Genomic DNA, 18,045 nt, shown 5'->3' on the forward strand with positions numbered 1-18,045 from the left:
AACCATTCTTTCCCATTTTCAGACGACCTGATTAAAGTAGCTCCAAACTGAGAATAAGGAGCACCCTATGACTACCACCGCCGACCCGCGCGCCAAGCTGCCCGACACCCCGCTTTCCGGCAACGAAGCCCTGAAAGACCGCAGCGACTATCTGCACGGTACCATCAAAGACGATTTGACCGACGACTTTACCGGCGGCTTTACCGCCGACAATTTCCAGCTCATCCGTTTCCACGGCATGTACGAGCAGGACAACCGCGACATCCGTGCCGAGCGTACCGATCAAAAACTCGAACCCTTAAAAAACATGATGTTGCGCTGCCGCTTGCCCGGCGGCATCATCACACCGGCGCAGTGGCTGGGCATAGACGAATTTGCCGGCGACCACACCATTTACGGCTCCATCCGCCTGACCAACCGCCAAACCTTCCAATACCACGGCATTTTAAAAACCGATTTGAAACTGGCGCACCAGTCCCTGCACAAACTCGGCCTCGATTCCATCGCCACCGCCAGCGACGTCAACCGCAACGTACTCTGCACCAGCAACCCCGTCCAAAGCCCGCTACACCAAGAAGCCTACGAATGGGCGAAACGCATCAGTATGCACCTTCTGCCGCGAACCATGGCTTACGCCGATGTCTGGCTGGACGGCGAAAAAGTGTTCACCACCGAACCGACCGAGCCGCGCAACAAAGAAATCGCCGACGATGTCGAGCCCATTCTCGGCAAAACCTATCTGCCGCGCAAATTCAAAACCGCCGTCGTCATCCCGCCTGATAACGATGTGGACATCCACTCTAACGATTTAGGCTTCGTCGCCATCGAAGAAAACGGCAAACTTGTCGGCTTCAACGTCCTTGTCGGCGGCGGGCTGTCCAGCGAACACGGCAACACCAAAACCTACCCGAACACCTCCTACGAATTCGGCTTCGTCCCTCTCGAATACACCCTCAACGCCGCCGAAGCCGTCGTCAGCACCCAGCGCGACTGGGGCAACCGCAGCGATCGCAAAGCCGCCCGCACCCGCTATACACTCCAGCGCGTCGGCGTCGAAGTATTCAAAGAAGAAGTCGAACGGCGCATGGGCATCAAGTTCGAACCCATCCGCCCCTACGCCTTCACCCATCGCGGCGACCACATCGGCTGGGTTAAAGGCCTCGAAGGCAACTGGCACCTGACCCTGTTTATCGAAAACGGCCGCCTGCTCGACTACCCCGGCAGGCCGTTGAAAACCGGCGTGCGCGAAATCGCCAAAATCCACCCCGGCGACTTCCGTCTGACCGCCAACCAAAACCTTGTCGTTGCCAACGTTCCGCCCGAGCTGAAAGACACCATAGACAAAATCGCCAAAGAACACGGCTTAATCAGCAAATCCATCACCATCCAGCGCGAAAACTCGATGGCGTGCGTCGCCCTGCCGACCTGTCCGCTGGCGATGGCGGAAGCCGAACGCTTCCTGCCGTCGTTCTCCGACAAAATCGACGAAATGTTCGCCAAATACGGTCTGGAAGACGAATACATCGTCCTGCGCGTCACCGGCTGCCCCAACGGCTGCGGCCGCGCCATGCTCGCCGAAATCGGCTTGGTCGGCAAAGCCGTCGGCCGCTACAACCTCTATGCAGGCGGCAACCGCGAAGGTACCCGCATCCCACGCCTGTTCAAAGAAAACATTACTGAACCCGAAATCCTCGAAATCGTGGACGGCTGGGTCGGCAACTGGGCGCAAAACCGCCTCGACGACGAAGGTTTCGGCGACTTTGCCGTCCGTACCGGCATCGTCAAACCCGTCCTCGACCCGCCGCGCGATTTTTGGGCTTGAAAACCTGTTGGCAGATTATAGTGGATTAACTTTAAACCAGTACGGCGTTGCCTCGCCCTAGCTCAAAGAGAACGATTCTCTAAGGTGCTGAAGCACCAAGTGAATCGGTTCCGTACTATCTGTACTGTCTGCGGCTTCGTCGCCTTGTCCTGATTTAGTTAATCCACTAAGAAACAAAGTTGGAAATCAAAAGGTCGTCTGAAAACCTGCAATGCTTGTTTTCAGACGACCTTTTGATTGTTTAAACCAACTTGTTAACTTATTTCGCAGCCTTAAATGCGTCGGTAACCTGTTTGGACGCGTTCAGCAATTCTTGCGCGCCGCCCGCTGCCAAGTAGGTTTCGGGAACGAGGTAAACCACTTGTCCTTTTTTCCATGCGGTTGTTTCGGCGACCAACGGATTGTTCAACACGTCTTTCGCTGCCTGTCCTTCTTCGCCGATGGCCGCGCCCCTGTCAAGGACAAACAGCCAGTCGGGATTTTTCTCTTTCAAGTATTCGAAGCTGACGGGCTGACCGTGGCTGCCTTCTTTGATGGCTTCGTCAACGGCCGGAACGCCAATGTCTTTGTGCAGCCAGCCGCCCAGTCGTGAAGACGGACCGAAGGCGGACAGTTTCCCGCCGTTGACCAGAATCACCAAACCTTTGCCTTTACCTTGCGCGGCAGTTTTCGCGGCTTCAAAAGATGCGTCGATTTCCGCCTTCAGCTTGTCGGCTTCCGCCTGTTTGCCGAAGATTTGCGCCAGCGCGTCGATACGCTCTTTGGCACTGTCTTTGAGGTTGGCGGTATCGGCGGTCATTTCGATGGTTGGCGCAATGGCGTTCAACTTGTCAAACGCTTTGGCTGCGCGGCTGCCGATAATGATGAGCTGCGGTTTGTAGGCGTTGAGCGCCTCGTAATCCGGCTCGAACAGCGTACCGGCAGGTTTTGTCGTTTTGAAATATTCGTCCAAATAAGGCAGCAGGTTTTTGTCGATGGACAGACCGGTTTTCACGCCCAATTTGTTTAAAGTGTCGAGCATACCCAAATCGTAAACGGCGATACGTTCGGGATTTTGCGGCACTTTCGCGTCGCCGCGCGTCGTTTTGACGGTCAAACCCGCGCCTTCGGTTTGGGCTGCGGAAGCGGTTTGGGCGTTTTGGTTTGAAGCGGAATCTTTCGGCGAACACGCACCCAAAGCAAGGGCGCAGCATACGGCTAAAGCAGTCAGACGTAACATGGATTCTCCAAGCAGATATAAAACGAAAATATGGAAAAGGCCGTTTGAACAAGAAAATTTAAAGGCTTTCAATCAGAAAGCCGAACGTTCAGACGACCTTTACGGTTTGATGTTACCAAATTAACCAATAACAATTATCGTTTATTTTATTAGATATAAAAGAGGCTGTCCATCGGTCTTTAAATGCGGTTGTCGGTCATCTCCCCGCCATCATTCATCAAACAACCAATCCCAACCTTTTCCCCAATGCCAAAATCGCCCTTTTGTTCGACGGGGAGAACACCTTTTCCGCCGCTTCTTCAATACTGAACCATCCGTAAGCGACGTGTTCGTCGGGCTGCAAAACAATAGCCGCATCGCGCGGAATTTCGGCGGAAAAGATGTGTTCGCGGTTTTCGAACACGCCTTTGGGATAGCGGTGCCGCCAGTGGTGGTAGATTTCGTAAACCGTGCTGTCGTGCCAGTTGCAGAGCTGCCCGTCCGCAAGGCGGATGCCGGTTTCCTCCCAAACTTCGCGTTTGGCGGTTGCCTCTATGGTTTCGTCCGGCTCGATGCTGCCGGTTACCGACTGCCAAAAACCTGGCGGCGAAGTGCGTTCGATTAAAAGGATATTGCCGTCTGCATCATGCAGGATAACCAGCGCAGACACGGGATACTTCAAGGGCTTTGCCATCAATCGTCTCCGCCGGAATCCATCGCGGGATCGGATTTGGTATCGCTGCGCGCCTGCATTCCCGCCTTAATCATGGCGATGCTGCTCGGTGCCTGACTTTCGTTCAAGATGCGGACTTCGCGCTGCGGATAAGGGAATTCGATGCCATGTTCGTTAAACTGCCGCCAAATATCCAGAAAAATTGCCGATTGCAGCGCGGCAAAACCGTTTTCCGGGTCTTTCACCCAATACGTCGCGCGCAAATCGATACCGTTGTCGCCGAAATTGGTCACCACCGCCAAAGGCGCGGGATTATTGGAAACACGCGGCTGCGCGGCGGCTGCGCTTTTGATGATGTCGAGCGCCTTAATCAAATCGGAATGATAGGCAACCTGTATATTGAACGCCTGCTGCAATTCACGGCTGGTGTAGGATTCGTTGATCACCATCGAGGTAACGAACGTCTCGTTCGGAATCAGCGCCTCCGTACCATTTGCATTGCGCAGCACAACAAAACGTGAGGTGATTTTGGTAACATAACCGGTAAAGTTGTTGACCGTCAGACGGTCGTTCATGCGGATGGAGCGGTCGCCTAAAATGATAAAACCGGAAATATAGTTGCTCGCCACTTTTTGCAGGCCGAAACCGATACCGACACCCAACGCACCGCCGAACACCGACAATACCGTCAAATCAATCCCCACCAGCGGCAACGCAATCAATACCGCCAACACCATCATCACCGTTTTGACGACTTTGGACAAAATCATGCTCAGATTGGTATCCAAGCTACTCTTCTCCAAATGTCCGCCGATAACTCGAGCCAGCCATGACGCGCCTATCATCAGGAGGCCGACCCACAAAATCCCGTTCAGAATCGTCAGCAGGCTGAGCCTGCCCGAACCAACCGAGAAACTGATGCCGTCCAGCACCTCCAAAATCTTATCGTCCAAACCCGACAGCCAAAGCACGAACCCTATCCACAAAACCATGGATACCGCCCGTTCCAGCCAGTCGGTCAGTTTGTTTTGCGGCAAAGCGGCATGAACCACCGCCACGCTGACCCGAATCAGAATCATCCAGCGCGCCGCCAAAATCAGCAGATGCAGCCATACCGCGCGAAATTCCGTCAGATTGCAGACAAACAAAGCCGCCGCGCCGAAAATCATCATCAGCACCGGCCACAAAATCCTTCTGCCGATATGCCGCAAAAGCGCGAAGCTGCCGTGTTCTGAGAAGAAATAACGGTCGTTGAGGCGGTTTGACAGCCAAAACGCCGCCACCATCAGCATCAAGACACCGACCAGCTCTATCCAGCCCGAAACCTGTCCGAAGTTGCGCTCCACCAAGCTCGATGTAAACGCCTGACGCGCAAACAAATCATGCAAAATACTGTCCATCCGCCCTGTTTTTTATTAAAAATCAAAGCTGAGATTATATAGCAGCCATTAAATTCCGCCACATCCATTTACCCCCGAGGTCGTCTGAAAAACATCGCGGCTTCCAATCAAGTATGAACCATTCCGCAGCCCTACCCTCCCTGACACCAAACAAATTCAAAGCCGCTTCAAGCAGATAGCCGAAACCGTCCGGCTTTACCCTTGCCAAAGCCGTGCAAGAAAACTATAATCCCAAACTTCTCGAGTCGGAGTGTGGCGCAGTCTGGTAGCGCACTTGCATGGGGTGCAAGGGGTCGAAGGTTCGAATCCTTTCACTCCGACCAAAAATTCAACAGCCCGGTCATTTTTGACCGGGCTGTTTTTTTGCCTTGACTGTCTCAAATCTTATATCTCAAGCGTTTCAATCAAAAGGTCGTCTGAAAACCCCGAATCCGAGTTTTCAGACGACCTTTTTATTATCCGCAAAGCTTACAGATAGAATTTTTCAACCACTTTCAAATTATCATCCAATTTGTACACCAGCGGCTGACCGGTCGGGATTTCCAAGCCCATGATGTCTTCGTCGGAAATGCCTTCGATGTGTTTGGCCAATGCGCGCAGGGAGTTGCCGTGGGCGGCGACCAAGACGCGTTTGCCGCTCAGAAGCGCGGGGGCGATTTGGTCTTCCCAGAACGGCAATACGCGCTCCAAAGTGACTTTCAGGTTTTCGCCGTCGGGGATAACATCGGCGGGCAGGTTGGCATAGCGGCGGTCGTTGTGCGCGGAGAACGGGTCTTTCGGATCGAGCAGCGGCGGCAGGGTGTCGTAGCTGCGGCGCCAGATGTGGACTTGCTCGTCGCCGTATTTTTCGGCGGTTTGTTTTTTGTCCAAACCTTGCAGTTGGCCGTAGTGGCGTTCGTTCAGCCTCCAGCTTTTGATTTGCGGCACGAACAGTTGGTCGGATTCTTCCAAAACGATGTTGCAGGTTTTAATCGCGCGGGTCAGGACGGAGGTGAAGGCGATGTCGAACTCGTAACCTTTTTCCTTCAGTTTTTTACCGGCGGCGGCTGCTTCGGCAAGCCCCTGCTCGCTCAGTTTCACGTCGCGCCAGCCTGTAAACAGGTTTTTCGCGTTCCATTCGCTTTGTCCGTGACGGATAAATACCAATTCCATGTCGTATGCTCCAATTTGAGGTCGGTAGAAGGGGCTATTTATAACATATTTCGGCTGCTTCTGCAGTCGGGGCGGGGCGATGCTTGTTCTTTATCAAGACTTGCGGCGTATTGCTTTGCCGTCCATTCCCCCTATCCTTGCAGTCGTAATGCCTCCAAACAAATTAAAGGTCGTCTGAAAACCCTGTTTCAAGTTTTCAGACGACCTTTTTCAACCCGGCATCAAGGTATTAAGACTCGACGGGGATGATGCCGATTTTTGCCTGCCATTTGCGCGGGGCGGTGGCGTGGATGGATTCGCCTTTGCTGTCCACGGCGACGGTTACAGGCATGTCTTTGACTTCAAACTCGTAAACTGCTTCCATGCCCAATTCGGGGAACGCCAAGACTTTGGAGGATTTGATGGCTTTTGCCACGAGGTATGCCGCGCCGCCGACTGCCATGAGGTACACGGCTTTGTTGTCTGCGATGGCTTCGCAGGTGGCTGCGCCGCGCTCGGATTTGCCGATCATGCCCAAGAGGCCGGTTTGTTCGAGCATTTGGCGGGTGAATTTGTCCATGCGGGTAGCGGTGGTCGGACCTGCGGGACCGACGACTTCGTCGCCGACCGGATCGACGGGGCCGACGTAGTAAATCAGGCGGTTGGTGAAATCGACGGGCAATTCTTCGCCTTTGTCGAGCATATCAACGAGGCGTTTGTGCGCGGCATCGCGGCCGGTAAGGATTTTGCCGTTCAGCAGCAATACGTCGCCGGTTTTCCAGCTGGCAACTTCTTCTTTGGTCAGTTTATCGACATCGATGCGTTTGCCGTTGTCGGGGCTGTAAGTCAAATCGGGCCAGTCTTCAACGCGCGGCGGGGTCAGTTCGACCGGACCGGAGCCGTCCAATTCGAATTCGACGTGGCGGGTGGCGGCGCAGTTCGGAATCATGGCAATCGGTTTGGATGCGGCATGAGTCGGGTAATCGAGGATTTTGACGTCCAACACGGTGGTCAGTCCGCCCAAACCTTGTGCACCAATGCCCAACGCGTTGACTTTTTCAAAGAGTTCGAGGCGCAGGGCTTCGGTGGTGGACAATTCTGCACCTGACGCGGCTTTTTCCTGCAATTCTTGAATGTCGATGTGGCTCATCAGGGATTCTTTTGCCATCAGCACGGCTTTTTCGGGCGTACCACCGATACCGATGCCCAAAATGCCGGGAGGACACCAGCCCGCGCCCATGGTCGGGATGGTTTTCAATACCCAATCGACGATGTTGTCGGAAGGATTGAGCATGGCGAGCTTGGATTTGTTTTCAGAGCCGCCGCCTTTTGCCGCGCAGGTTACTTCGACTTTGTCGCCCGGTACGATGCTCATGTGGATGACGGCTGGGGTGTTGTCTTTGGTGTTTTGGCGTTTGCCGGCCGGGTCGGCGAGGACGGACGCGCGCAGGGTGTTGCCTTCCCAAGTGTAGGCGCGACGCACGCCTTCGTTAACCATCTCTTCCACGCTCATGTCCGCATCCCATTGGACGTTCATACCGACTTTGAGGAAGACGGTTGCGATACCGGTGTCTTGGCAGATGGGGCGGTTGTTTTCGGCACACATGCGGCTGTTGACCAAAATCTGCGTCATCGCATCTTTGGCGGCGGGATTTTCTTCCTTCTGCCACGCTTTATAGAGCGCGTCGATGTAGTCTTTCGGATGGTAATAGCTGATGAATTGGAAGGCATCGCAGATACTTTGGATAAAGTCTTCTTGCTTGATGACGGTCATGATTGTGTTCCTTTTCATATGGTAGGGAGGGTTTGTTAGCTTTTTTATAGAGGCCGTTTTTCAGACGACCTTAATCGGTGTAATAGTGCTGTCAATCTATATGAGGCGACAATATGATTTTTATAATCCATTGATTTTCATAAAACTTAATAACCTATCATTTCACTCGGATGATGATAACGGATATTGTCGGCAATATTTACCAGTAGAAATAAAACTACAATTAATCCGTCCACTCAAATTCCAAAGGGTCGTCTGAAAAGGCTGGATTCACCGCCGCAATGAATCTTACTAATAACATGAATTTAAAAAGAAACAATTATTTTTCAGACGACCTGTCTTTCTTTTTTCAACCATACACAAATGTAAAAGCCGTGTCATTCTACCCACGATGATTTTTGACGGAAGTCAAACTTAGCCATTTTTCTGAAATTTTATAACACAATTTGCATTTACTTACACTTTGCAAATTTATCCAATAAATACATAGATATATGCTTTTATATCAAACATTTAATAATGATATTTACTCGTATTTCAAAACGGTTTTTAGTAATTATTCCTTTATCGTAAGTTTATTTTATCTTACAAAATAACAAGATGGCACAAAGGTCGTCTGAAAACCGCTGTTTTTTGTTCACAATCCGCCCCCACCCTGCCTTTACGACTCTGCCATCATCAAAAAACCCAAATTCTGATACACTAATAAAAGACAGTCAGACGTTGATTTATAAGACGTTTCCTGAAAAACATCTGCACTTTAAAAGTTTGTAATAAAAATACACACATCCGATTTCCTCTATCCCATTCCACAGGACACTACCATGAGTGAAAACTTGTTAACCCTGACCATAGACGGCCACGAGGTCAAGGCCTCCGCCGACTCGTCAATCATTCAGGCCTATGCCCGTTCCGGCAGCGCGATTACCGCCAACGTCGGCTGTATGGGGCAAGGCGTGTGCGGCTCCTGCCGCTGCATGATCCGCAAGGAAGGCGAGCGCGAGGTAACGACTGCGTTGGCGTGTGAAACCAAAGTCGAAGAAGGGATGCAGGTCAGCTTCTTGGACTACTTCATTCCCGAGCATATCCAATATTACGACGTGAGCGAGGTCGGCGACGGCTGGAACTGGCTGGACGACACCGCCAAAGCCTTCCCCGAAGCGCAACACTGCCGTCATTGCGGCGGCTGCAACCGCGCCTGCCCCAAAGGCTTGGAAGTGGAAAACGGCGTGGCGCAAGTGGTATCGGGCGATTTCGGCGCGGCTGCGCTGACCTTCGACCAATGCGTGATGTGCAACCTCTGCACCCTTTCCTGCCCGGAACACATCCGTCCGAACCACTTAGGCTTGTTCGCCCGCCGTATGAAAGCGGCGCGCACGCTGCGTCCGGTGGATTTGATGCGCCGCCTGCGCGAAATCGACAGCGGCAAAATGAAAGTCGAATTTGAAGAGGAGGCAATGTGATGGCGAACGAAATCCAAGGCATAGACTACGAAACCGCCCTTGCCAACCTGCGCGCTTCCTCATTGGAACTGCGCGGCGACCTGCCGGAAAAAAACGAATTGTTGAGTCAGTTTCACCCCGACTATCAGGCCAATGCGCGCGTCAAACTGCCCATCGGCCCGAACACGGGCGATTACTGTCATCCTGATTTGGCGAAACTGCTGATCAGTCATCCCCTGATTGACGACTATGATTTGTCGGGCGCGGAACACTTGAACACCGACGTATTGGTTATCGGCGGCGGCGGTGCGGGCGCGGCAGCGGCATTGTCTGCAACCGAAGCAGGCGCGCGCGTGATTATGGCGAACAAGCTGCGTATCGGCGACAGCAATACCGTGATGGCCGAAGGCGGCATTCAGGCGGCAGTCGGCGCGGAAGACAGCTTGCAGCAGCACTTTGACGACACCATCAAAGGCGGCCACAACGCAGGCAAAAAAGAATTGGTGGCGCAAATGGTTACCGACGCGCCGTCCGCCATCCGCTGGCTGATCGGCTTGGGCATGACTTTCGACCTTGCCAAAGGTGCGGACAGCAACGGCATGTTGAGCCGCAAGCGTGCAGGCGGTACGACCGTGCCGCGCATCCTGAGCTACCGCGACTTCACAGGCCTCGAAATGATGCGCGTACTGCGCGAGGCGGTCGAACTCGACGAAAACATCACTCAGCTCAACCGCCACCCCGCCATCGAATTATTGTCGGACGAACACGGCCGCTGCGTCGGCGCGATTTTGTACGATTTGGAAAAACGCTCTTTGGTATTGGTTCACGCCAAAGCTGTGGTCTTGGCAACCGGCGGCAGCGGACGGCTGCATTTGCAGGGTTTCGCCACTTCCAACCACTACGGCGCAACCGCCGACGGTTTGGTGATGGCATACCGCATCGGCGCGAAACTGCGCGACATCGATTCCTTCCAATACCATCCGACCGGCGTCGCCCATCCGCCGCACTTGGCAGGCGCGCTGATTTCCGAAGCCGTGCGCTCCGCAGGCACCAAACTGGTCAACGGTTTGGGCGAGCGTTTCGTTGACGAATTGCAACCGCGCGACGTCGTTGCCGCCGCCATTTTGCGCGAGTGCCGCGAAGGCCGCGGCGTGGTGCGCGACGGACAGGTCGGCGTGTTCCTCGACACCCCGCGCCTGATTGAAAACGATCCTGATGTGTTGAACCGTCTGGTTACGCTTGGCCACGTTGCCCACAAATGCGGCATCGACCCTGCTGTTGAGCCTGTGATGATCCATCCGACCCTGCACTACCAAAACGGCGGCGTCGAAATCAACGGCGACGGCGCGACCTGCGTCGAAGGCCTCTATTGCGCCGGCGAAGTTACCGGCGGCATCCACGGCCGCAACCGCCTGATGGGCAACGCGCTTCTGGACATCATCAGCTTCGGCCGCCGCGCGGGTAAAGCCGCCGCAGGTTGCGGCCTGCCGCTGAAAAAAGTGCGCGGCGGTGTCGGACACGTCCACGATCTGCAACGCGAAATGACCCGCGCCGGACTGACCAGCGACATCAAAGCCCCCGTTTTATATCCCGACTACGGCAAATTCGATTTGCGCGAACACGCCGGTTTGCAGGAGCAACAATCATGAACCAAGCCAATCAAAACTTACTGCACCCGTCCCGCCAAGTCGGCGCGGATTTGGCCGCGTGGCGCAAAGTCGGCGGCGGCGAAGGCCTGCTGGCGGCGCTTGCCGATCCTCAAAGCATCGTTTCCAAGCTGCAAGATGCCAACCTCTGCGGCATGGGCGGCGCAGGTTTCCCGACCTGGCGCAAATGGGAGGCGGCCGTTGCCGCCCAAAGCAAACACGGCGACAAATACGTCGTCTGTAACGCCAACGAAGACGAACCGGGTACGTTCAAAGACCGTGTATTGCTGGCGAAAACACCGCACCAAGTCATCGAAGGCGTCCTGATTGCCGCCGTCGCCTGCCGCGCCAACAAAGCGATTATGTATGTCAACCCGCACCAGACCGAATCTGTCGCCGCCATCGTGCCCGCCATCGAGCAATGGAAAAAAAGCGATTTGTTCATCCGCATCGAAAACTATCTGGGCAAACCTTTAGACCTGAAATTGGTCGAAACTTCAGGCCGCTACATCGGCGGCGAAGAAACCGCCGTGATTTCATGGTTGGAAGGCGGTTTCCCGTTCCCGCGGCGCAAACCGCCGTTCCCCGCCGAAAGCGGCGTAGCAGGCGAACCGACCTTAATCAACAACACCGAAACCTTCGCCAACATCCCGCAAATCCTTGCCAAAGGCGCGGAATGGTACAAATCGCTGGGTTTGGGCGATGCCGCAGGCACGAAACTCTACTCGCTTTCCGGCGACGTATTGAATCCGGGCCTGTACGAACTGCCGATGGGCACAACCTTGCAATCGCTGATTTTCGACCACGGCGGCGGTATGCTCGAGGGCCGCACGTTTAAAGCCGTCTTCACCGGCGGCCCGTCAAACACGCTTCTGACCGCGAAAGATTTGGATGTGCCTTTGGACTTCGTGTCCGTGCGCGAACGCAAATCCAGCCTCGGTACGGGCGCGATGATTGTGATTTCCGAAGGAACCAGCGTGGTGCGTAAAGTGTCCGAGTATGTGGAATTTTTTGCGTCCAACTCATGCGGACAATGCCCGCCGTGCAAAGGCGGCACGTTCCAACTTTCACGCCTGCTCAACCGCGTGGATACCGGCATCGGCACTTCAGACGACCTCCGCGCCCTGCAAAGCCTGTGCCAACTGCTGCCCCGAAGTGGCCGCTGCGGTCTGATTGACGGCGCGGTTACCGTGTTGCAAAGCTCGCTGCGTACCTTCCCCGAAGAGTACGGACTGCCTGCTGAGCAGGATTAATCCGATACGGGGTTTCAGACGACCTTTTCTATTATGGGGGGTCGTCTGAAAAATGCTCGTAGGTTGGGTCATGAACCAACATTTAAGTCTTTGTTGGGTTTCACAACCGAACCTGCCAAATCTGAGGTTTTACCCTCTCCCTAGCCCTCTCCCACGGGGAGAGGGAATGATAGTGCTGAAGCCGACTATTATCGGATTTTCTGCAATCTGTTCTCTCTTCCACGGAGAGGGAATGATGGTGCTGAAATCGACCATTATCGGACTTCCTGCAATCTGTCCCCTCTCCCCGTGGGAGAGGGCTAGGGAGAGGGCAAAACGTAAAAGCTCAAGAAACGTCGTCTGAAAAAGATGACAACACAAACACGCATTACCCAAACCACCAAAAGAAAAACATAAAAAACAACTACTGCCAAAATACGTTTCAGACGACCTGTTCCCACCAAAATCAGGCACACGTCGTCTGAAATCCGATTTCCCCGATACCTCAAACTAGGAGACTCAACATGGGCTTCAAGCCAATTCCTGCTGCGGTTGCGCTCGCGCTGACGCTGATTATCTGGTTCGTCATACCCGTGCCGCAGGGTGTATCGCCCGACGCATGGCACCTTTTGGCGTTGTTCGTCGGCATCATCGCCGGCATCATCGGCAAAGCCATGCCCATCGGTGCAATGGCGATTTTGGGCATTACCTTGGTCGCGCTGACCGGCGTGACCAACGAAAAAGCCGCCGACGCAACTAAAGACGCACTGAGCAGCCTCAACAACTCGTTAATCTGGATGATCGGTATCGCCATCATCATCTCTCGCGGTTTGTTGAAAACCGGCTTGGGGATGCGTATCGGCTACCTTCTGATTTCCCTTTTCGGCAAACGCACGCTGGGCGTAGGTTACAGCTTGGCACTGGCCGACTTGGTCATCGGCCCGGTAACGCCGAGTAACACTGCGCGCGGCGGCGCCATCGTGCATCCGATTATGCGTTCCATCGCCCTGAGCTTCGATTCCGACCCCGAAAAAGGCACTGAGGGCAAAATCGGTAAATACCTCGCGCTGGTCAACTACCACGCCAACATCATCACCTGCTGCATCTTCGTTACCGCAACCGCGCCCAACCCTTTGGTCGTCGAATTGGTCGCCAAAGCCACCGATTCGCAAATCCATCTCTCTTGGGGCACATGGTTCGCCGCCATGGTCGTACCCGGCCTGATCGCCATGTTCCTGATGCCGCTGGTGCTGTATTTCCTGTATCCGCCCGAAATCAAACAAACGCCTAACGCGACCGCCCTTGCCAAAGAAAAACTGAAAGAAATGGGCGCGATGAAGCGCGACGAAAAAATCATGTTCGGCATTTTCGTGATTCTGCTGCTTTTGTGGGCGGGCGTTCCCGAAATGCTGTTCGGCGTGAAAGTCGATGCCACCGCCACCACCTTCCTCGGCCTCTCCCTGTGTCTGCTCACCGGCGTGCTGACTTGGGACGATGCGCTGAAAGAAAAAGGCGCGTGGGACACCATCGTCTGGTTTGCCGCCTTGGTCATGATGGCGAACTTCCTCAACAAATTGGGACTGATTGCATGGCTGTCCGAATCCATGCAGGGCGGCATCTCCCATCTCGGTTTGGGCTGGGAAGCCGGCTGCGCCCTGTTGGTACTCGCCTACCTCTACGCCCACTACGTTTTCGCCAGCGGCACGGCACACGTTACCGCCATGTTCGGCGCCTTCTACGGCGCAGGTCTCGCCTTGGGCGCACCGCCGATGCTGTTCGCCCTGATTATGGCATCCGCCACTGGCATCATGATGTCGCTGACCCACTACGCCTCAGGTTCGTCCCCCGTCATCTACGGTTCGAACTATGTCAGCATGACCGAATGGTGGAAAGCAGGCTTCATCATGAGCGTGGTCGAAATCCTGATTTTCGGCACCATCGGCATTATCTGGTGGAAAGTGCTGGGCTACTGGTAAACCCTGCCTGAAATCAACAAAAGGTCGTCTGAAAATAGGTTTTCAGACGACCTTTTTGCTTTTTGGAGAGAAGCAGTTGCAAGGTGAGGCTGGATATCAATCCGCTATTGGCTGCCCAACCATTCGTCGCGCGTTTGCTTGGCTTCTTCAAAATAACGGTATAGCGCGTCGCGGTTTTCTTGTTCGAGGATACGTTCCAACTTGGAAAGCTGGTCGTGCAGTCCGGCAATCAGCTTGATCAGGCTGTTTTTATTGTCCAGGCAGATGTCCGTCCAAATGGCGGGATGGCTGGAGGCGATGCGGGTAAAGTCTCGGAAACCGCTGGCGGCAAATTTCAAATATTCCTGTCCGTCCGGATGGTCGGCGATTTGGTGGACATAGGCAAAAGCGGTCAAATGCGGCATATGGGAAACGGCGGCGAACACAGCATCGTGTTCTTCCGCGCTCATTTCAAACGTCTGTGCGCCGACCGCCTGCCACAGGCTTTTTATCAAAGCGATACCTTCGGGACGCTCTTGTCCGTGTGTGGTGATAATCAGTTTTTTATCTTGATACAATCCGAATTGCGCCGCCAATGCGCCGCTGCGGTCGGAGCCTGCAATGGGGTGTGCGGCGATACAGTGTGAAATCCGCTCAGGCAGATATTGGCGGAAAGCGGCGATGGCAGTCCGCTTGGTGCTGCCTACATCAGACACATAAGCCTCCGGCGCAAGCAGCGGCGCAATGGCTTGGCAGATGGTCGGCAAAGTGGAAACAGGCGTGGCAATCAACACCAAATCGGCATGACCGATGCTTTCGGCGTTGATTTCCGTAAACGCTTTATCAATCACCCGACGCTCAAGCGCACGGTCGAGATTATCGCGGTCAAGATCAATACCGGTCACGGTTTGCACCCATCCCAATCGTTTGAGATCCAGAACGAAAGAGCCGCCTATCAGTCCGACGCCGATAAGGGTGATGTGTTGGAGCGGGGCATTTGGTGTCATGGCGGATGTGTAAGGCGGTGGATGAAGGAAAGGTCGTCTGAAAACGTACCGAGGACTAGGATTTGCTTCGAAACCTGCAAAACTTTTTGGAACACAAATCCTGCCTGCAGCTTGGGCTATTATAGTGAATCGGCCCCATTCCAGCCACAACCCTGTCAGGCAGCCGGTCAGCCCGTAGGCGTTTTCAGAATGGAACAATCTTTCGCAGCGTCAAAAGATTTTGCCTACACCGGCCATCCTAAATCAATATTGTTTAAGAAAATCAAAGAAAACCGGCAGCGTTCATTTGCTCTAAAAACCGTTTATACAGAAACAGTTTTCCAAACCTTGCGTTCCGTTTTAAAATTAAGAGCCATTCTTGAACCAGGTCGTCTGAAAGTACCGTATGTCACTTGCACAACCCAACCGTATCCTCGTCATCAAACTGCGCCATCATGGTGACGTATTGCTCAGTACGCCGGTCGTCGATGCGATCAAACAACATTTTCCCGAGTGCGAAGTCGATATGCTGGTTTATCAGGAAACTGCCGACATCATCCGCGACAATCCGCAAATCGCCCGAATTTTCACCATTGACCGGCAATGGAAGAAACAAGGCGTGCGGATGCAGTTCAAACACGAAAAAGACCTGTTCCGTCAGTTAAAAGCCCGTCAATACGATTGGGCATTCAACCTTTCCGACCAGTGGCGTGCCGCCATCATTGCCAAACTCTGTTCAAAATGCAGCGTCGGCTTCAACTGCATCAAACGCGACAATGCCGCCTGGCGCTGGTGTCACGACTTTCTCAACCCCGATATGGGCACAACCAAACATATCGTTGAAACCCATCTGGGCATACTGCCTCCGCTTATCCGTCCGGAAGAGCTGTCCCACGCAAAAGTCCGTATGAGCATCTCCCTAGATGTCCGCAACAGTATGGAACAAAAATTGCGCGAACAAGGCTGGCAAGGCGAAAACTACGTCTTACTGCATCCAGGCGCGCGCTGGTTGTTCAAATGTTGGGAAGACGGCAAAAACGCCGCACTCGTCCAGCTTCTGCTGAACCACGGACACAACGTCGTCCTGACCGCCTCCTCCAGTCCCGTCGAGCACGACATGATTGAAGCCATCCTAGGTCGTCTGAAAATACCGGAAGGCGGCAAAGTATGGGTATTGTCCGGCTGCCTAACTTTGCGCGAACTTGCGGCGGCGATAGACCGCGCCAAACTGTTTATCGGAGTCGATTCCGTTCCCATGCACATCGCCGCCGCGCTCGACAAACCGCAAATCGCCCTATTTGGCGCGACTTGGCTGGGCATATGGCATCCTTATTCACTCAATGCCGAAGTGATATGGGCGGGCGATTATACCGATCTCCCCCACCCCGACAGCATCAATACAAACAATCCCGAACGTCTCCTGAAAGCCATTCCTCTGGAAGAAGTATGGAACCGCGTTTCCGCCAAACTCGAAAAAATTGACCAAACGGGAACACACGCAGCAACAGAATAATCCCTGCTTCGGTAGCAATAAGCGGTTGCCTATAAATAAAGTAGAGGTCTTTGCAAAATTAACTCCAACAGATTTTCACCCTATTCCGACATCTCAAGAGAACACCTAAGATTTATCCAAACATCCTGAAACCTTAACGGATGTGAACGCGCTATTTGGTGGAGACGTAGTCGGCATAGTGCGCCAGCAAGGCAGTCGTTTCCAATAACGAACCTTCTCACTGCGACACTAAGGCAGTATTGCAGCCCGCCACCTTTTCAGACGACCCTTCCACATATGTATCCTGATCTGACGGCCGAATGAAGCGGGACAGGCATGGCAGCCTTACCCGCCCGACACGAAGGCCGTCCGACTCCGGACTGGATTCGGACGGCCTTTTCATTACCGGGTCTGCAGCTGCGCACATTCCCTATTCGGGAGGGCGCACTCGGGTTTATTTTTTAGCGGCGGGGGTGGCGGCTTTGTTTTGAGCGGCCGGGGCGACGGTTGCTTCCGCCTTCAGTTTGGAGAAGATGCCCTCACCGATACCTTTGACGTTTTTCAACTCCTCGACCGATTTGAAGGCACCATGTTGTTGACGGTAGTCCACGATGGCTTTGGCTTTGGCAGGGCCGATACCGGGCAGGGCTTCCAACTCGGACGGGGAAGCGGTATTGATGTTGACGGCGGCCAGCGACAGCGAAGCGGTCAGCAGGGAGAGGGCGGCAAAGAGGAATTTTTTCATAAGAAGATACTCCATAGTTTGTGAATGCGGATGATGCCTGTGTGTGCGGCACCGTAAAATAGTTGGCTATCATATCCGTCTTACCGTTTCCTTTCAAACGATACCTGAAGATTTCTTAGTTTACTATCTCTTTATGTATTGATTCTACAACATCCCTATTTTACCCGCACCCTCCCTATCCGTCACATTTACCCGCTGCGCTATCGTCGCACCCGCCTATCTCCACTCGTGAGCAAGTAAGCCATAGCAAGAAGGCAAGGAACGGCACTGACGAGTTTCAAGTAAAGGTATGAATAAAATATGAGGTAAAAGTAAAAGCCCCCGACATCTGTCAGGGGCTTAGAATAGGTGTTTGGCAGTGACCTACTTTCGCATGGAAGAACCACACTATCATCGGCGCTGAGTCGTTTCACGGTCCTGTTCGGGATGGGAAGGCGTGGGACCAACTCGCTATGGCCGCCAAACTTAAACTGTACAAATCGGCAAAGCCTTAATCAATATATTCGGTGATGACTGAATCAGTCAGTAAGCTTTTTATTTGAAGTTCTT

At 53.7% G+C, this 18,045-nt stretch carries 14 protein-coding genes, 1 tRNA gene and 1 rRNA gene; 8 read left to right on the forward strand and 8 right to left on the reverse strand.

Going from position 1 to position 18,045, the window contains the following annotated elements; translation table 11 throughout:
• The first annotated feature begins 67 nt into the window (after positions 1-67).
• Complete coding sequence (cysI, locus tag MON40_RS09880) at positions 68-1,822, forward strand: assimilatory sulfite reductase (NADPH) hemoprotein subunit (protein WP_003766229.1); 1,755 nt, start codon at positions 68-70, stop codon at positions 1,820-1,822.
• 259 nt (positions 1,823-2,081) lie between these two features.
• Here the strand turns inward: cysI and MON40_RS09885 are convergent, their stop codons facing one another.
• From MON40_RS09885 to MON40_RS09895, 3 genes are all read right to left on the reverse strand, one after another.
• On the reverse strand, positions 2,082-3,041 hold the full coding sequence (locus MON40_RS09885) for a siderophore ABC transporter substrate-binding protein (RefSeq protein WP_003766260.1): 960 nt from the start codon (positions 3,039-3,041) through the stop codon (positions 2,082-2,084).
• A 217-nt stretch (positions 3,042-3,258) separates the two neighbouring features.
• Positions 3,259-3,714 (reverse strand): dihydroneopterin triphosphate diphosphatase, encoded by a 456-nt coding sequence (gene nudB, locus MON40_RS09890; RefSeq protein ID WP_003777417.1) that lies wholly within the window; start codon positions 3,712-3,714, stop codon positions 3,259-3,261.
• Complete coding sequence (locus tag MON40_RS09895) at positions 3,714-5,093, reverse strand: mechanosensitive ion channel family protein (protein WP_003777415.1); 1,380 nt, start codon at positions 5,091-5,093, stop codon at positions 3,714-3,716. The genes nudB and MON40_RS09895 overlap by 1 nt, the downstream gene beginning before the upstream one ends.
• Positions 5,094-5,339: 246 nt before the next feature.
• On the opposite strand from MON40_RS09895, the gene MON40_RS09900 reads away from it, so the two are divergent.
• Positions 5,340-5,416, forward strand: a tRNA-Pro gene (locus tag MON40_RS09900).
• Between the two features lie 145 nt (positions 5,417-5,561).
• On the opposite strand, the gene MON40_RS09905 is transcribed toward MON40_RS09900, so the two are convergent.
• Together MON40_RS09905 and MON40_RS09910 are read right to left on the reverse strand one after the other, a co-directional pair.
• Positions 5,562-6,245, reverse strand: coding sequence for a 2,3-diphosphoglycerate-dependent phosphoglycerate mutase (locus MON40_RS09905; RefSeq protein WP_003766223.1), 684 nt, complete (start codon positions 6,243-6,245; stop codon positions 5,562-5,564).
• Positions 6,246-6,474: 229 nt separating this feature from the next.
• Entirely contained in the window at positions 6,475-7,998 is a 1,524-nt protein-coding gene (locus MON40_RS09910; protein ID WP_003740750.1) for a fumarate hydratase, read from the reverse strand.
• Positions 7,999-8,822: 824 nt separating this feature from the next.
• Here MON40_RS09910 and MON40_RS09915 point away from each other — a divergent pair.
• The 4 genes from MON40_RS09915 to MON40_RS09930 all read left to right on the forward strand — a co-directional run bounded on the left by MON40_RS09915 (position 8,823) and on the right by MON40_RS09930 (position 14,294).
• The gene (locus tag MON40_RS09915) at positions 8,823-9,461 is read left to right on the forward strand and encodes a 2Fe-2S iron-sulfur cluster-binding protein (RefSeq protein WP_003777402.1); all 639 of its coding nucleotides are present in this window, start codon (positions 8,823-8,825) and stop codon (positions 9,459-9,461) included.
• A complete protein-coding gene (locus tag MON40_RS09920) occupies positions 9,461-11,089 on the forward strand; it encodes an FAD-binding protein (protein WP_003777401.1) in 1,629 nt (542 codons plus the stop codon). Before MON40_RS09915 ends, MON40_RS09920 begins: the two co-directional genes overlap by 1 nt.
• Entirely contained in the window at positions 11,086-12,339 is a 1,254-nt protein-coding gene (locus MON40_RS09925) for a complex I 51 kDa subunit family protein (RefSeq protein WP_003777399.1), read from the forward strand. Before MON40_RS09920 ends, MON40_RS09925 begins: the two co-directional genes overlap by 4 nt.
• 503 nt (positions 12,340-12,842) lie before the next feature.
• Positions 12,843-14,294 (forward strand): DASS family sodium-coupled anion symporter, encoded by a 1,452-nt coding sequence (locus MON40_RS09930; protein WP_003777396.1) that lies wholly within the window; start codon positions 12,843-12,845, stop codon positions 14,292-14,294.
• A gap of 104 nt (positions 14,295-14,398) precedes the next feature.
• On the opposite strand, the gene MON40_RS09935 is transcribed toward MON40_RS09930, so the two are convergent.
• Positions 14,399-15,280 (reverse strand): prephenate dehydrogenase, encoded by an 882-nt coding sequence (locus MON40_RS09935; protein ID WP_003777394.1) that lies wholly within the window; start codon positions 15,278-15,280, stop codon positions 14,399-14,401.
• A gap of 189 nt (positions 15,281-15,469) precedes the next feature.
• On the opposite strand from MON40_RS09935, the gene MON40_RS09940 reads away from it, so the two are divergent.
• Positions 15,470-15,721: a hypothetical protein gene (locus tag MON40_RS09940; protein WP_003777390.1), complete on the forward strand. Its 252-nt coding sequence runs from the start codon at positions 15,470-15,472 to the stop codon at positions 15,719-15,721.
• Complete coding sequence (rfaQ, locus tag MON40_RS09945) at positions 15,666-16,772, forward strand: putative lipopolysaccharide heptosyltransferase III (protein WP_003777388.1); 1,107 nt, start codon at positions 15,666-15,668, stop codon at positions 16,770-16,772. Before MON40_RS09940 ends, rfaQ begins: the two co-directional genes overlap by 56 nt.
• A 433-nt stretch (positions 16,773-17,205) precedes the next feature.
• Here rfaQ and MON40_RS09950 read toward each other — a convergent pair whose 3' ends face one another.
• Entirely contained in the window at positions 17,206-17,496 is a 291-nt protein-coding gene (locus tag MON40_RS09950; protein WP_009313167.1) for a ComEA family DNA-binding protein, read from the reverse strand.
• Positions 17,497-17,846: 350 nt separating this feature from the next.
• Positions 17,847-17,960: ribosomal RNA gene (gene rrf, locus MON40_RS09955) — 5S ribosomal RNA — on the reverse strand.
• Between the last annotated feature and the right edge of the window lie 85 nt (positions 17,961-18,045).

This window comes from Neisseria macacae ATCC 33926 (genome assembly GCF_022749495.1).
GTDB lineage: Bacteria > Pseudomonadota > Gammaproteobacteria > Burkholderiales > Neisseriaceae > Neisseria > Neisseria macacae.

What these genes read in the sequence shown, in the direction of transcription:
- cysI (WP_003766229.1), top strand. Translation starts at nt 68, where the DNA reads ATGACTACCACCGCCGACCCGCGCGCCAAGCTGCCCGACACCCCGCTT.
- MON40_RS09885 (WP_003766260.1), bottom strand. Translation starts at nt 3,041, where the DNA reads ATGTTACGTCTGACTGCTTTAGCCGTATGCTGCGCCCTTGCTTTGGGT.
- nudB (WP_003777417.1), bottom strand. Translation starts at nt 3,714, where the DNA reads ATGGCAAAGCCCTTGAAGTATCCCGTGTCTGCGCTGGTTATCCTGCAT.
- MON40_RS09895 (WP_003777415.1), bottom strand. Translation starts at nt 5,093, where the DNA reads ATGGACAGTATTTTGCATGATTTGTTTGCGCGTCAGGCGTTTACATCG.
- MON40_RS09905 (WP_003766223.1), bottom strand. Translation starts at nt 6,245, where the DNA reads ATGGAATTGGTATTTATCCGTCACGGACAAAGCGAATGGAACGCGAAA.
- MON40_RS09910 (WP_003740750.1), bottom strand. Translation starts at nt 7,998, where the DNA reads ATGACCGTCATCAAGCAAGAAGACTTTATCCAAAGTATCTGCGATGCC.
- MON40_RS09915 (WP_003777402.1), top strand. Translation starts at nt 8,823, where the DNA reads ATGAGTGAAAACTTGTTAACCCTGACCATAGACGGCCACGAGGTCAAG.
- MON40_RS09920 (WP_003777401.1), top strand. Translation starts at nt 9,461, where the DNA reads ATGGCGAACGAAATCCAAGGCATAGACTACGAAACCGCCCTTGCCAAC.
- MON40_RS09925 (WP_003777399.1), top strand. Translation starts at nt 11,086, where the DNA reads ATGAACCAAGCCAATCAAAACTTACTGCACCCGTCCCGCCAAGTCGGC.
- MON40_RS09930 (WP_003777396.1), top strand. Translation starts at nt 12,843, where the DNA reads ATGGGCTTCAAGCCAATTCCTGCTGCGGTTGCGCTCGCGCTGACGCTG.
- MON40_RS09935 (WP_003777394.1), bottom strand. Translation starts at nt 15,280, where the DNA reads ATGACACCAAATGCCCCGCTCCAACACATCACCCTTATCGGCGTCGGA.
- MON40_RS09940 (WP_003777390.1), top strand. Translation starts at nt 15,470, where the DNA reads ATGGAACAATCTTTCGCAGCGTCAAAAGATTTTGCCTACACCGGCCAT.
- rfaQ (WP_003777388.1), top strand. Translation starts at nt 15,666, where the DNA reads ATGTCACTTGCACAACCCAACCGTATCCTCGTCATCAAACTGCGCCAT.
- MON40_RS09950 (WP_009313167.1), bottom strand. Translation starts at nt 17,496, where the DNA reads ATGAAAAAATTCCTCTTTGCCGCCCTCTCCCTGCTGACCGCTTCGCTG.